This window comes from Streptomyces sp. NPDC093261 (genome assembly GCF_044753645.1).
Taxonomy (GTDB): domain Bacteria; phylum Actinomycetota; class Actinomycetes; order Streptomycetales; family Streptomycetaceae; genus Streptomyces.
Genome location: NZ_JBIVNO010000004.1, coordinates 88,105 through 102,072 on the forward strand (window position 1 = coordinate 88,105; position 13,968 = coordinate 102,072).

At 71.3% G+C, this 13,968-nt stretch carries 13 protein-coding genes; 4 read left to right on the forward strand and 9 right to left on the reverse strand.

Features of this window, described 5'->3' with window-relative positions:
* Positions 1–27 precede the first annotated feature (27 nt).
* Positions 28–594, forward strand: a complete 567-nt coding sequence (locus ACIP94_RS12045) for a TetR/AcrR family transcriptional regulator (protein WP_402423263.1) — start codon at positions 28–30, stop codon at positions 592–594.
* Positions 595–827: 233 nt separating this feature from the next.
* Here ACIP94_RS12045 and ACIP94_RS12050 read toward each other — a convergent pair whose 3' ends face one another.
* From ACIP94_RS12050 to allB, 3 genes are all read right to left on the reverse strand, one after another.
* Positions 828–1,640 (reverse strand): AIM24 family protein, encoded by an 813-nt coding sequence (locus ACIP94_RS12050; RefSeq protein WP_402423266.1) that lies wholly within the window; start codon positions 1,638–1,640, stop codon positions 828–830.
* 71 nt (positions 1,641–1,711) lie between these two features.
* Positions 1,712–2,860 (reverse strand): allantoicase, encoded by a 1,149-nt coding sequence (gene alc, locus ACIP94_RS12055; RefSeq protein ID WP_402423269.1) that lies wholly within the window; start codon positions 2,858–2,860, stop codon positions 1,712–1,714.
* Positions 2,861–2,905: 45 nt separating this feature from the next.
* Positions 2,906–4,246: an allantoinase AllB gene (gene allB / locus ACIP94_RS12060; protein WP_402423271.1), complete on the reverse strand. Its 1,341-nt coding sequence runs from the start codon at positions 4,244–4,246 to the stop codon at positions 2,906–2,908.
* A gap of 323 nt (positions 4,247–4,569) precedes the next feature.
* On the opposite strand from allB, the gene ACIP94_RS12065 reads away from it, so the two are divergent.
* Positions 4,570–5,364: an IclR family transcriptional regulator gene (locus ACIP94_RS12065; protein ID WP_402423274.1), complete on the forward strand. Its 795-nt coding sequence runs from the start codon at positions 4,570–4,572 to the stop codon at positions 5,362–5,364.
* 183 nt (positions 5,365–5,547) lie between these two features.
* On the opposite strand, the gene ACIP94_RS12070 is transcribed toward ACIP94_RS12065, so the two are convergent.
* From ACIP94_RS12070 to ACIP94_RS12085, 4 genes are all read right to left on the reverse strand, one after another.
* Positions 5,548–7,752: a xanthine dehydrogenase family protein molybdopterin-binding subunit gene (locus tag ACIP94_RS12070; protein ID WP_402423277.1), complete on the reverse strand. Its 2,205-nt coding sequence runs from the start codon at positions 7,750–7,752 to the stop codon at positions 5,548–5,550.
* The gene (locus ACIP94_RS12075) at positions 7,749–8,738 is read right to left on the reverse strand and encodes an FAD binding domain-containing protein (RefSeq protein WP_402423280.1); all 990 of its coding nucleotides are present in this window, start codon (positions 8,736–8,738) and stop codon (positions 7,749–7,751) included. Before ACIP94_RS12075 ends, ACIP94_RS12070 begins: the two co-directional genes overlap by 4 nt.
* Entirely contained in the window at positions 8,725–9,255 is a 531-nt protein-coding gene (locus tag ACIP94_RS12080) for a (2Fe-2S)-binding protein (RefSeq protein WP_402423283.1), read from the reverse strand. The genes ACIP94_RS12075 and ACIP94_RS12080 overlap by 14 nt, the downstream gene beginning before the upstream one ends.
* A gap of 386 nt (positions 9,256–9,641) precedes the next feature.
* Positions 9,642–9,956, reverse strand: coding sequence for a DUF5955 family protein (locus ACIP94_RS12085; RefSeq protein WP_402423286.1), 315 nt, complete (start codon positions 9,954–9,956; stop codon positions 9,642–9,644).
* A gap of 184 nt (positions 9,957–10,140) precedes the next feature.
* On the opposite strand from ACIP94_RS12085, the gene ACIP94_RS12090 reads away from it, so the two are divergent.
* Positions 10,141–10,749 (forward strand): NTP transferase domain-containing protein, encoded by a 609-nt coding sequence (locus tag ACIP94_RS12090; protein WP_402423289.1) that lies wholly within the window; start codon positions 10,141–10,143, stop codon positions 10,747–10,749.
* Positions 10,750–10,987: 238 nt separating this feature from the next.
* A complete protein-coding gene (gene aceB, locus ACIP94_RS12095; protein WP_402423292.1) occupies positions 10,988–12,607 on the forward strand; it encodes a malate synthase A in 1,620 nt (539 codons plus the stop codon).
* 28 nt (positions 12,608–12,635) lie between these two features.
* On the opposite strand, the gene ACIP94_RS12100 is transcribed toward aceB, so the two are convergent.
* Positions 12,636–12,935 carry a SelT/SelW/SelH family protein gene (locus ACIP94_RS12100; protein WP_402423295.1) on the reverse strand — a complete coding sequence of 100 codons (300 nt, stop codon included), beginning with the start codon at positions 12,933–12,935 and terminating at the stop codon, positions 12,636–12,638.
* Entirely contained in the window at positions 12,932–13,846 is a 915-nt protein-coding gene (locus ACIP94_RS12105; protein WP_402424244.1) for a HipA family kinase, read from the reverse strand. The genes ACIP94_RS12100 and ACIP94_RS12105 overlap by 4 nt, the downstream gene beginning before the upstream one ends.
* Between the last annotated feature and the right edge of the window lie 122 nt (positions 13,847–13,968).

Here is a 13,968-nt window from a genome sequence, read left to right on the forward strand (position 1 = left end):
GCAATGTCTTTGCTTTAAGGTGGGCCTATGAGTCGCAAGCCGATGGTGCGCCCGGGCGGGCGCAGTGCCCGGGTCCAGCAGTCGGTGCACAGCGCCGTGCGCGAACTCACCGGCGAGGTGGGGCGCGATGCCCTGACCGTGCCGCTCGTCGCCGCACGCGCCGGGGTCACCCCGTCGACCATCTACCGGCGCTGGGGCGACCTTCAGGAGCTCCTCTCGGACGTGGCGGTGGAACGGCTGCGTCCGGAAACGGTCCCGGAGGACCGGGGCGATCTCACCGCTGACCTGATGGCATGGGCCGAGGAGTTCCTGGAGGAGATGTCCTCGTCCCCGGGCCGCGCCTCTGTCCGCGACGCCCTGCTCGGGAACCCCGAGGGCACCAACGCCGGCCGGTGCTCGGCCTACGCCGCCGAACAGGTCGACGTCATCCTCGAGCGGGCAGCCGCACGAGGACAGCGGGCGCCCGATGTCGAGACGGTCGTCGACCACGTCGTCGCCCCGATGATGTACCGGATCCTGTTCCGCCCCGAGAACCTGGACAGCGCGTACGCCCGTGACCTGGTCTCCGCCCTGCTTCGGTCGCAGGACGCCTGAGGGGGGCAGGGGCAGAAAGCCCGAGGAGCACAGCGGAGCGCCGGCCGCAGGGCAGGACAGGATGCCCGAGGCGAGCAGGGCAGTACACCCGAAGGGCACAGCGGAGCGCGGGCCGCAGGGCAGGGCGGGACGCCCGAGGCGAGCAGGGCAGCACGCCCGAAGAACACAGCGGAGCGCCGGCCGCAGGGCAGGCCGATCGGCTCGGACCCTACGGCAACCAGGGACGCATCGGGTCAGCCCACGTTCGTGGAGAACAGTCCGCCCGTCGGCCCCTGCTTGTCACCGCCCTGGGCCTTCTTCAGGGCGTTGGCGAGGCTCTCGATCGTGAGGGACTGGAGGATGACGCGGCCGTTGCCCTCCAGGGTGGCCAGGGACAGGCCCTCGCCGCCGAAGACCATGTTCATGATCCCCTGGCGGTTGAGGCCTCCGACGCGCTGGACGCCGTACTGGATGCCCTCCTCGAAGGCGACGACACAGCCGGTGTCGACCTCGATGCGGCCACCGAAGTCCGCGGGGTTGAGGTCGATGAAGTTGCCGGCGCCGGCGATGATCACCGTGCCGTACCCGGTGAACTTCTCCAGGATGAAGCCCTCGCCGCCGCTCATGCCGGTGCGGCCGCCCTGGAACGCGATGCCGAAGTCGACGGTCGATTCGGCGGCCACGAAGGCGTCCTTCTCGGCGAACCACGCGCGCCTGCCGTCGAGCTCCAGCGCGCGCATCTCGCCGGGGAGCACGCCCGCGAAGCCGACCGTGCCCTCGCCGCTCTGCGCCGTGAAGTACTGGAAGGCCAGCGACTCGCCCGCCAGTGCGCGCTGGCCGACCTGCATGGCGGTGCCCATGGCCTGGCGCAGGAAGCCGCCCATGCCGCCGCCCGCGCCCTGGGCCTGGCCGCCGCCGTTGGACGGGCCGGAAAGGCGCGTCTCCATCGTCACGTTCGTGGTCTTGAAGAGGAACTTGCCCGCCTCGCAGTACACGGTCTGGCCGGGGCCGAGACTGACGACCGCCATCTGCATGGCGTTGCCGACGATTTCTTGCTGAAGAGTCACGAGGGGAGAACGCGGGAGCCGGCCCGATTGGTTCCGGGTCCCTCGAACCCGGTCGCCGGCGGTGTCCGGCGTCAGCCGCCCAGTTCCCGCCGTCGCGCCCTGAGGGCCGCCGCACCCTCCTCGGTCAGGGCGCCGTACAGGCGCAGACGGGAGATGCCGCCGTCCGGATAGATGTCCACGCGCGCGTGTGTGCCGACGGCCGCTGCCGGAAGGACGAAGCGGTGGTTGGTGTCGGGCTGGAGGCGGGTGCGCGGGAGGATCTCGCGCCACTCGGTGTCCGCGGCGTCCCCGGCGTCCCCGGCGCTCCCGACCGACACCGACGCCCAGCCCGCCGCGTTCCCCTTGAGATACGCGGTGTCGATCTCGATCGCCCGGATCCGCGCCTCGGCCGCCAGCCGGTAGCGGATCCAGTCATGGCCCCGGTCACGACGGCGCCGTGTCTCCCAGCCGTCGTCCATCTTGCGGGAGCGGCCCGGCTGGATGGTGTGGGTGGCGGGCGAGTAGAAGAGGTCGGAGGCGTCCTCGACCCGGCCGCCGTTCTCCAGGGCGACGACGTCGAAGGTGCCCAGCGCCTGGAGCCACTCCGGGTCGGGCACCACATCGCCGTACACCCGCAGCCGCGCGATGCCGCCGTCGGGGTGCTGGTTGACGCGCAGATGCGTGACGCGCTGCTCCGCCGCCACGACGAAGCCGTTGGCCGCGTGGCCGCCGACCGGTGTGCGGGGGACGAGCGTCGTCCACTTCACGTCGTCGGCGAGGAGGTCCTCCGGCGAGGGGGAACCCGGCACGGACGTGCCCTCGACGGACACCGCCTGCGGGTAGTTGCCCCGGAAGTGCGCGGTGTCGACGACGATGCCGTGGACGACCCCCGGCGCGCCCAGACGGATGAGGGCCCAGTCGTGGTCGTCCGCGGTGGGCCACGGGTGAGTGGCACGGGCGCCGCGGCGGCGCCGGGTCTCCCAGCCGTCCATGACCTTGCCCTTGTGCCCGAAGTGCTCGGGGTCGAACTCGGCGCGCTCCGGCATCAGCAGGTTCTCGCGCGGGGCGAAGAACTCGTCGTTGGCGGCGAGGACCGCCGCGCCGAGGCGGCGGTCGGCGAGGTTGGCGTGGCGGGTGAAAGGGAAGTCGGCGGTGCGGTAGTCCGCGTACGGGTCACCGCCCGCGTAGGGGTTCGCGTCGCCGGTGAAGCGGGCCGGGCCGGTGTGCTGCTGCGCCGTCACGGTGATCAGATCGTCCTTTCGGGAGTCGGCCGGTGCGAGGTCACGTCAGTGGTCCCGGATGAGCAGCCTGCCCTTCGGCTCGGTGAACTCGCCGTCCGCCACGATGCGTTCGCCCCGCAGCCAGGTCGACCGCACCACCCCGGACAGGGTCCGGCCGGCGTACGCGGTGACGGGGTTGCGGTGGTGGAGGGCGGCGGGGTCGACGGTGAACGTCGCGTCGGGAGCGAGGACCGCGAAGTCCGCGTCATGGCCCGCCGCGATGGCGCCCTTGCGGGACTCGAGGCCCACGAGCCGCGCCGTGCTCGCGGACATCCAGCGGACCACGTCCTCCAGGTCGTGGCCGCGCCGGCGTGCCTCGGTCCACACGGCGGAAAGGCTCAGTTGCAGGCCCGCTATGCCGCCCCAGGCCGTGGCGAAATCGCCCGTCTTCAGATCGGGGGTCGACGGGGAGTGGTCGGTGACCACGCAGTCGATCGTGCCGTCGGCGAGCGCCTGCCACAGCAGGTCCCGGTTGGCGGCCTCGCGAATGGGCGGGCAGCACTTGAACTCGCTGGCCCCGTCCGGTACTTCCTCGGCCGTCAGGGTCAGGTAGTGCGGGCAGGTCTCCACCGTGAGCCGTACACCCTCCGCCCGTGCGGCGGCGATCAGGGGCAGCGCGTCGCCGGAGGACAGGTGCAGCACATGCACACGCGCGTCGAGCCGCCTGGCCTGTGCGATCAGATGGGCGATGGCGGTGTCCTCGGCGTCCCGTGGCCGGGAGGCGAGGAAGTCGGCGTACTTCGGGCCGCCCTGCTGCGGGGCGGCGGCGAGGTGGTGCGGATCCTCGGCGTGTACGACGAGGAGGCCGCCGAAGCCGGCGATCTCCGCCAGGGACCGGGCCAGTTGCTCCTGGTCCAGGTGCGGGAACTCGTCCACGCCCGAGGGGGACAGGAACGCCTTGAAGCCGAAGACGCCCGCGTCGTGCAGCGGCCGCAGATCCTTGACGTTGTCGGGCAGCGCTCCGCCCCAGAAGCCCACGTCGATATGGGCCTTGTCCGCCGCGGTCTCCCTCTTGGTGCGGAGGTGGTCGACCGTCGTGGTCGGCGGCAGGGAGTTGAGCGGCATGTCGACGAGGGTCGTGATGCCGCCGGCCGCCGCGGCCCGGGTGGCCGTCCGGAAGCCCTCCCACTCCGTGCGGCCCGGGTCGTTGACGTGGACGTGGGTGTCGACCAGGCCGGGCAGCAGGACATCGTCGCCGAAGTCCTCCAGCCGCGCTCCGTCCGGCACGCCCGCGTCGTAGGGCAGAACGGCCGTGATCGTCCCCCCGGCGACCGCGACGGATGCGGCCCGCGTCCCCTCTGGGGTGATGACGCGCCTCGACCGCAGCACCAGTTCAGCGTCGGACACCCGGACCCCTCTCTCCGCGCCGTCACCACTTCCGGGAAACGGGATACATGCCCATCGGGACATATGAAACGGGATACACGCCCATCCGGACACTACCCATCCAACGGAATTCAACGTTCTGTTGAAGGAGTCTTCCCCCGCTTCCCCGCGCCGTCAAGGGCGGGTCTCATCCGCCGCCCGGCGCACACCCTCTGGATATGTCCGCAACGCGGAATTAGGATTCCAGAGTGCAGAACGTAGCCCCGTAGCTCCCTACCAGCGGGGAGTCACCCGGCTGCCCGGTAGGCTGCTGCCCTTCCCGCCAGTCCCGAAAGGAACGCGCCGTGCCGACGTCGACGTCCAGCGCCAGCGACGCCCCCGCCAAGTCCGCCACGGGCGGGGTGCAGTCCCTCGAGCGGGCCTTCGACCTGCTGGAGCGGATGGCGGACGCGGGCGGCGAGGTCGGCCTCAGCGAGCTGTCCGCGAGCAGCGGGCTGCCGCTGCCCACGATTCACCGTCTGATGCGCACCCTTGTGGCCTGCGGGTACGTACGCCAGCAGCCCAACCGCCGCTATGCGCTGGGCCCCCGGCTGATCCGGCTCGGCGAGTCGGCGTCCCGGCTGCTCGGCTCCTGGGCGCGTCCCTATCTCGCGCGGCTGGTGGACGAGACCGGCGAGACCGCGAACATGGCGCTGCTCGACGGCGACGAGATCGTGTACGTGGCGCAGGTGCCGTCCAAGCACTCGATGCGGATGTTCACCGAGGTGGGCCGCCGGGTGCTGCCGCACTCCACCGGTGTGGGCAAGGCGCTGCTCGCCACCACGCCGGACGACGAGGTGCGTGCCCTGCTGGCCCGCACCGGCATGCCCGCCGCGACCGAGAAGACCATCACCACGCCGGAGGCCTTCCTCGCGGCCCTGGAGGAGGTACGCCGGCTCGGGTACGCGGTCGACGACAACGAGCAGGAGATAGGGGTCAGGTGCCTCGCGGTGTCCGTGCCCGACTCCCCCACGGCCGCGGCGATCTCCATCTCCGGGCCGGCGGGCCGGGTCACCGACGAGGCGACGGAGCGGATCGTCCCCGTGCTCCAGCAGGTGGCCACGGAACTGTCCGAGGCCCTGGACGGCACGGGCAACTGACCGCCGGGCCGGCCATCGTCCGGCCGGCGCCGTCAGCCGTCCGTCCCTCATCTCCCGTACCGCGGCGAGCGGGGATCGTCCGGCGGCGGGGCCGGGGCCCGACGGCGACGGGACCGGGGGCACGTCCCAGGGCGAGGACCCGCGGCCTCACCACCAGGGCGTACGACGGCCGGCGACGGCCGCTCACAGGAGGGCGTCGAGGGTGATCGGCAGGTCGCGGAGACGCTTCCCGGTCGCGTGGTAGACGGCGTTGGAGATCGCGGGGGCGATGCCGACCAGGCCGACCTCTCCCACGCCCTTGGTGCCGGTCGCGGTGCCGCGGTCCGGCTCGCCGACGAAGATCACGTCCAGATCCGGTACGTCGGCGTTCACGGCAACGAGGTAGTCGGCGAAGGTGCCGTTCGCGATGCGCCCGGTGTGCGGGTCCGTGGCCGTGTCCTCGAACAGGGCCAGTCCGATCCCGCCGACCGTCCCTCCGATGATCTGGCTCCGGGCCGTCTTCTCGTTGAGGATGCGGCCGCCGTCGATCGCGGAGACCACCCGGGCCACCCGGATGAGACCGAGGTCGGCGTCGACCCGGACCTCGACGAACTTCGCGCCGTACGCACCGGCGGGAGACATGCCCAGCTCGGTGGGAACCGGGGGGGTGCTGTTCCCGTTCGCCGTGAGCTCGGGAAGCCCGTGCCGGGCGAGGATGTCGACGTACGACTCCCCGCGGTCGGGGCGCCCCGCGAGGTGGACCCGCCCGCCGGTGCACTCCACGTCGTCGGGCAAGACGCCCCGCAGCGGAGAGTCGGCGTCACCGCGGGCGAGCTCCGCGAACGAGCGCACCAGCCGCCGGCAGGCGTCGTGCACCGCGTTGCCCAGGGCACCGGTCAGGCCGGAGCCGCCCTCCATCATCGAGTGGGGCATGTCGGAGTCGCCCAGGTCGAAGCGGACCCGGTCCAGGGGCAGGCCCAGCTCCTCGGCGGCCAACTGGGTCATCACGGTGTACGTGCCGGTGCCGATGTCCGTCGCCGCACTGCGCATGAGCGCGCTGCCGTCGCTGTTGACGGTGGCCTGCGCCGCGCAGGGCTGCGCGAAATACGGAAACAGCGCGCCCGCCATGCCGTAGCCGACGAGCCAGTTCCCGTCGCGCATGGAGCGTGGCTCGGGGTTCCGGTCGGACCAGCCGAAGTGCCGTGCGCCGACCTCGTAGCACTCCAGGAGCGCCTTGCCGGACCAGGGGAGCCCGTTGCGCGGATCGACGTCGGTGTGGTTGTGCATCCGCAGCTCAACGGGGTCCATGCCCAGGGTGTAGGACAGTTCGTCGAGCGCCGACTCCAGCGCGAAGTTGCCCTGCGCCTCGGCCGGGGCGCGCATGGACGTCGGAAGAGCGATGTTGATCCGGGCCTGCCGGTCCCGGGTGATCACGTTGGGACAGCCGTAGGCGAAGGCGGTCGCCGCGGTGACCGGCTCGAAGTCGGTGTCCTCCATGCCCAGGGAGGTGAGGCTGCGGTGGTCGAGGGCGACCAGTTCGCCGTCGCGCGTCGCACCGACGCTGAGCTGCTGCACGCTGCTGGGCCGGTGCCCGATGGAGGTGAACATCTGCGGCCGGGTCAGGACCAGCTTGACCGGGCGCTTGATGATCCGGGCGGCCATGGCGGTGAGGACCACGTGCGGCCACACGCGCAGCCCGGCGCCGAAACCCCCGCCGACGTAGGGCACCAGGACCCGCACCGAACTCTCGGGGATGCCGAAGATCATGGCGAGGGTGGTGCGCACCATCGACGGCCACTGGCTGGTGTCGTGGAGGGTGAGGGTGTCGCCCTCCCACACGGCCAGGGTGGCGAACAGCCCGAGCGGGTTGTTGGTGTTGTCCGAAGTGGTGTAGGCGGTCCGGAGGGTCACGTCGGCGGCCTCCAGCGCCGCCGCGGCGTCGCCCCGCGAGTGGTCCATCTCCCAGGGGTCGACGAGTTGCTCGGCCCGCGGATCCTGAAGGTCCAGCAGCGGCTCCGAGACCTCGTAGTCGGCCCCCACCAGGCGCGCCGCGGCGGTGGCCTGCTCCGGGGTCTCGGCCACCACGAAGGCGATGTGCTGCCCGTGGTGGATGATCCGGTCGCTCCGCAGGGGTGCGAGCGACTCTCCGAGCACCGTCGTCGGTCCCGCCTTGACCTCCGGGGCGTTCTCGTGGGTGAGTACGTGGATCACACCAGGGGAGTTCTCGGCGTCCTCGGTGTGCATGCGCAGGATCCGGCCCGCGGCGACGGTGCTCTGCACCAGGGCACCGTAGGCCTGGCCCGGGACACTGAAGTCCATGGGGTACGGGGCGGTGCCGGTGACCTTGCGCGGGCCGTCGACCCGGCTGACGCCCGCGCCGACCAGCGGCCTGCTCTCGACGGTGCTCATGCGGTCACTCCTGAAACTGTCTGCAGCTCGCGCACCAGGGTGCGCCGGGCGAGCGGCACCTTGAACGCCGTCCCCGGGACGGTCCACGCGTCGCGCATCGTCGCCTCGGCCGCGTCCACGAACGTGGCCGTGGTGGCCGGCGCGCCGGTGAGCACGTGCTCGGCCTCGTAGGCCCGCCAGGGCTTGGTCCCCACCCCGCCCAGGCCCACCCGGGCCTGATGGATGGTGTCGGCCTCCACGACGAGCAGGACCGCGGCCGAGGTGAGGGCGAACTCGTACGACGTGCGGTCGCGGACCTTGAGGTACCCCGAGCGGGCGGCAGGTGGCGGCAGCGGGATCTCGACCTCGGTGATCAGCTCGGCGTGCTCCAGGACGTTCTCGCGCTCGGGGCTCTCGTCGGCGGTCACGTAGAACGCCGTCAGCGGCACGGTGCGACGTTCCGAGACCCCCTGGATGTGCACGAGGGCGTCGAGCGCGACCAGGGCGACGGCGAGGTCGGAGGCGTGCAGTGCGATGCACCGCTCGCTCGCGCCGAGCACGGCGTGCATGCGCGCGACGCCCTCGACCGCCGCGCACCCGGAGCCCGGCGCGCGCTTGTTGCATGCGACGACCGTGGGATCGCGGAAGTAGCGGCAGCGCGTGCGCTGCAGCAGGTTGCCGCCGATGGTGGCCATGTTCCTCAGCTGCACCGACGCGCCCAGCAGCAGGGACTCGCGCACCATGGGCAGCCGCTCGGTCACCGTGGGATCGGTGGCCAGCTCCTCCATGGTGGCCAGCGCCCCCACGTGGAGGGACTCGCCACGGCGCTCGATGCCGTGCAGTGGGAGGCGGGTGATGTCGATCAGCCGCGGCGGTTCCAGGACGCCGTCCTTCATCAGGTCGAGCTGTGTCGTGCCGCCCGCCAGGCAGGAGGCGGCCGGGTCGTCCGCCAGCAGCCGCACCGCCTCCTGGGTGTCGGTGGCCCGGACGTAGTCAAAGGTGCGCATCGCGGCCTCCCCCGGATGCCGCCTCGCGTACCGCGGCCACGATGTTGGGATAGGCACCGCAGCGGCACAGGTTCCCGCTCATGAACTCCCGGATCTCCTCGTCGGAGCCGGCCCGGCCCTCGGCCATCAGCGCCAGGGCGGACATGATCTGTCCCGGTGTGCAGAAGCCGCACTGGAAGCCGTCGTGCTGCATGAACGCCCGCTGCACGGGGTGCGGCCCGTCGGCGCCGGAGACGCCCTCGATGGTGGTGATCGCCTGGCCCTCGGCCTGGGCTGCCAGGGTCAGGCAGGAGAGTACTCGCCTGCCGTCCAGGTGAACCGTGCACGCGCCGCAGGCGCCCTGGTCGCAGCCCTTTTTCGTGCCCACCAGGCCCAGCCGGTCCCGCAGGGCGTCCAGCAGGGTGATCCGGGTGTCAAGGCGCAGGGTGTACGACCGGCCGTTCACGTCGAGTGTCACGACCCGCTCGATGCTCGAGGGACGCTCGTCCACGTCCCGTTTGTTCGCCAGGTCCCTCATCGCGTCCTCCTCCGGACGGGTCGGATACGACTCGAGCCCCTCCTGGGGCGGGTCCGGTGAGTTGATTGCTCAGGCACCACGAAAGGCGGGATTCGACTGTTGTCAGCATGTCCACCCAGTCCCCTATATGGCGTATTTCCTAATGATATACGCGTAGCGGACATTTTCCTGCGGGTTGTCAGACGGCCGCCAACCCGGCAGCGCCCGTGGGGAGTTGACACGGGGGCGAAGCACGGAAGACGTCGGGCCAGGCGGTATGGGCGGTCATCCGCCGGCCTGCGCCGATCATCTTGATCTCGAGCTCGGCATCACTGCCTGCCGGCACACGGCGACGGGCCGTGACGCTCTGTCGAGAAAGGGCGTCACACCGGGAAAGGACCACCGGCTCAGCCGCGCGCCGGCCCACCGAACAGTTCCACCGCGTCACGGACCTCCGCGAGCCCCCTGGCAAGGGCGCTCACCGAGCCGATCGCGCCGGCGATCAGCAGCAGGGAGCGGCGCAGGCGGGGAATCTCCGGGAGGCCGCCGGCGGCCATCGCGGCCAGCACGGCGAGTTCGTCCTCGGCGATGCCCCGGTCGGGGAACTCGGCGGGTAGCAGGGCGAGTTCACGGCGCAGCCGGGACACGGCGGTCCGCAGTTCCGCCACTCTGGGATCCTCGTCGCTGCCGGTCACCGGCCTCTGCCCCAAGCTCCGCAACACAGCTCCCCCCTCGCACCTGTTCGTGCGCACGGCTTCGCACCGCCACCCGGCGCCCCAGGGCACAGGCCGGGGGCCGGGGACGCGGGTCAGTAAACGCCACCGGGCGCGCCGGGCGCCACCACGCGGACCGAAATTCAGCCCTGGGGCGCCGCACGACCGCCGCGGGGTCAGGTATGCAGGACGTATGACGCGAAGGGAAGACGGCCGGGACGAGATCGCCGGGCTGCTCCTCGCCGCCGGCGGGGGACGGCGGCTGGGCGGACGTCCGAAGGCGCTGCTCGTGTACCGGGGACGGCCGCTGGTGGAGTACGCGGTGGGGGTGCTGCGGGCGGCCGGGTGCGGCCGCGTCCATGTGGTCCTGGGGGCGGCGGCCGGGGACGTGCGAAAGCGCGCGGATCTTTCCGGCTGTGCCCTGGTGGACAACCCGGACTGGGAAAAGGGCATGGGCTCCTCGCTGCGCGCCGGACTCGGCTCGCTCGCCGGGACGGATGCGCGGGCCGCCCTGGTCTCGCTCGTCGACCAGCCCGGCATCGGCCCGGAGGCGGCGGCACGGGTCCTGGCCGCGTACGAGGACGAGACCTCACTCGTCTCGGCCGCGTACGGGGGCGTCCGGGGCCATCCGGTCCTCTTCGGGAGCGCCCACTGGGCCGGGATCGCCGCGTCCGCCACCGGGGACCGGGGAGCCCGCGCCTATCTGAAGGAACACGAGGACGCGATCCGGCTCGTCGAGTGCGGGGACGTGGCGCGGCCCTACGACATCGACACCGAGGACGACTTGGGCCACCTGAAGTGAATGGGTCGGTCCGCTTCGGGTGAGCACGGTGGCACGGAGCGCCGCCTTGCCTCGAAGCAGAGAGTCTTGACGTCAACAATCCATTGAACTTCCACCATGAGAAAACTAGTATCCACTGATCAGAAGCATCTGACTGCTCACAGGCGCGGTCAGCCGCATCCGGACCGCCCTGGCACCCGGTGCCGTACCCGGTGCCACGGCGTCCTCACGTCAGCTCGCCGATAGGAAGTGACAGCTCATGTCCGCACCAGCGTCCTCGCCGGTCGTCATCGACGCCGAGCCCCTGCCGCGGCAGGACGAGGTCCTCACCGAGGCGGCCCTCGCCTTCGTGGCCGAGCTGCACCGCCGATTCACGCCCCGGCGTGAGGAGTTGCTCGCCCGCCGGGCCGAACGCCGCGCCGAGATCGCCCGTACCTCGACCCTCGACTTCCTCCCGGAGACCGCCGCAATCCGCGCGGACGGCACCTGGCGGGTGGCCCCCGCGCCCGAGGCCCTGAACGACCGCCGGGTCGAGATCACCGGCCCCACCGACCGCAAGATGACCATCAACGCCCTCAACTCCGGGGCGAAGGTCTGGCTCGCGGACTTCGAGGACGCCTCCGCGCCCACCTGGGAGAACGTGGTCCTCGGCCAGCTCAACCTGATCGACGCCTACACCCGGGCCATCGACTTCACCGACCCGGCGACGGGCAAGTCGTACGCCCTGCGCCCCGACGCTGAACTGGCGACGGTCGTCATGCGTCCGCGCGGCTGGCACCTGAATGAGCGTCACCTCCTGGTGGACGGAGAGCAGGTCCCGGGCGCCTTCGTCGACTTCGGCCTGTACTTCTTCCACAACGCCCGACGGCTGCTCGACCTCGGCAAGGGCCCGTACTTCTATCTGCCGAAGACGGAGTCGCACCTGGAGGCCCGTCTCTGGAACGACGTCTTCGTCTTCGCCCAGGACTACGCCGGCATCCCGCAGGGCACCATCCGCGCCACCGTCCTGATCGAGACGATCACGGCCGCGTACGAGATGGAGGAGATCCTCTACGAACTCCGCGACCACGCCTCCGGGTTGAACGCGGGCCGCTGGGACTACCTCTTCTCCATCGTCAAGAACTTCCGTGACGGAGGGGCGAGGTTCGTCCTGCCGGACCGCAACGCGGTCACGATGACGGCGCCGTTCATGCGCGCGTACACCGAACTCCTCGTCCGCACCTGCCACAAGCGCGGCGCCCATGCGATCGGCGGCATGGCGGCGTTCATCCCCTCCCGGCGCGACGAAGAGGTCAACCGGGTCGCCTTCGAGAAGGTCAAGGCGGACAAGGACCGTGAGGCGAGCGACGGCTTCGACGGCTCCTGGGTCGCCCACCCCGACCTGGTCCCGATCGCCATGGCGTCCTTCGACCGGGTCCTCGGCGACCGGCCGAACCAGAAGGACCGGCTGCGTGAGGACGTCGACGTCAAGGCGGCCGATCTGATCGCCGTCGACTCCCTGGACGCCAAGCCGACGTACGCGGGCCTGGTCAACGCGGTCCAGGTCGGCATCCGCTATATCGAGGCCTGGCTGCGCGGCCTGGGCGCGGTCGCCATCTTCAACCTGATGGAGGACGCGGCGACCGCCGAGATCTCCCGCTCCCAGATCTGGCAGTGGATCAACGCGGGCGTCGAGTTCGAGAACGGCGAGAAGGCGACCGCCGACCTGGCCCGCAAGGTCGCCGCCGAGGAACTCGGGCACATCCGGGCCGAGATCGGCGCGGAGGCCTTCGCGGCGGGCCACTGGCAGCAGGCCCATGACCTGCTGCTGAAGGTGGCGCTGGACGAGGACTACGCGGACTTCCTCACCCTGCCCGCATACGAGCAGCTCGCCGGCTGACCTACTGCCCCGCCGCTCGCCGGCCGGCTCACTCCGCGGTCTTCTCCGAGTGGCCCAGCAACTTTCCCGGGGCCACTCGGTCCCGTACGAGGCGCTTGACCGCCGTGGGCTCGGGGAAGCCCTGCTCGCGGCGGTCCCAGACCACCTCGTCGTTCACCCGTACGACGAAGACCCCGCCCTTGCCCGGCTTGAGCGAGAGTTCCGTCAGCTCGGTCTCGAACGTCGTCAGCAGCTCCTGCGCCAGCCAGGCCGCACGGGGCAGCCAGCGGCACTGGGTGCAGTACTCGATCTGGACGCGGTGTGTGCCGTCCGCGGGGGTGTCCGTCATCCCAGGTGCACCGACCAATCCTGTTCCGCCGCCGGTTCGCCGTGCAGATCGGGGACCCGCTTGAGCCAGTCCGGTCGGCCTTGCTGTGTCCGTGCCGCGCGCAGGGACTCCTCGGCGGCGAGTTCCTCCCGGGTGGGGAAGTCGGTCGGCAGCCATGACTCGGACGCCCTCACCCGCGCGGAGAGGTAGTCCACGTAGGCCTTGCGGACCTCGCCGGGCGTGGAGAAGCCCGGTTCGCCACTCAGCCACGCGTCCGGCACCTCCTCGGTGATCTCGCGCAGCAGTTCCCCGGTCACCCGGGGCGCGAGATCGGCCTCGGCGGTCGCCATGTCCGGGGCGAAGTGACCCAGGGCGTGGTGACGGAAGTCGTACGCCTTCTCCGGCGCGGAGGCGTCCCAGCGGTGGTGGAAGACCAGGGCGGCTCCATGGTCGATCAGCCACAGCCGCGGGGGTGCCGTGCCGAAGGTGGGCCAGACCATGAGGTTGGAGCTGTGGACCGTGCGGTCGACGTTCACGGTCAGGGCGTCGAGCCAGATGATCCGGCCCGCCTCCACCGGGTCGACCGTGCAGGCCCGCGCGACCTCGGGGGTGAAGTCCCGGGCACCCGGGAGATAGTCCATGCCGAGATTGAGACCGGGGCTCGCGTTCAGCAGGTCGCGCACCTCCTGGTGGGGTTCGTGCGCACCGATCGCTGGGTCGAAGTAGGTGAGCACCAGCTCGGGGACGCGCAGCCCGAGCCTGCGCGCCAGCTCCCCCACGATCACCTCGGCGATCAGCGCCTTCACGCCCTGCGCCGAGCCCGTGAACTTGACGACGTAGGTGCCCAGGTCGTCGGCCTCTACGACGCCGGGCACGGAGCCGCCGGAACGCAGGGGCGTGAGGTAGCGGGTTGCGACGACCTCCCTCAGCACTGTCCCAGGCTCCACTCTTCTGCCTTACGTGTCACGGCCACCCCCCACAACGGTGGCGGGGCGCCCCTTGTTTCCGGCTTCCGGCATGAAGTGAGCATAGTAACCGAGCGTGAAAACGACGC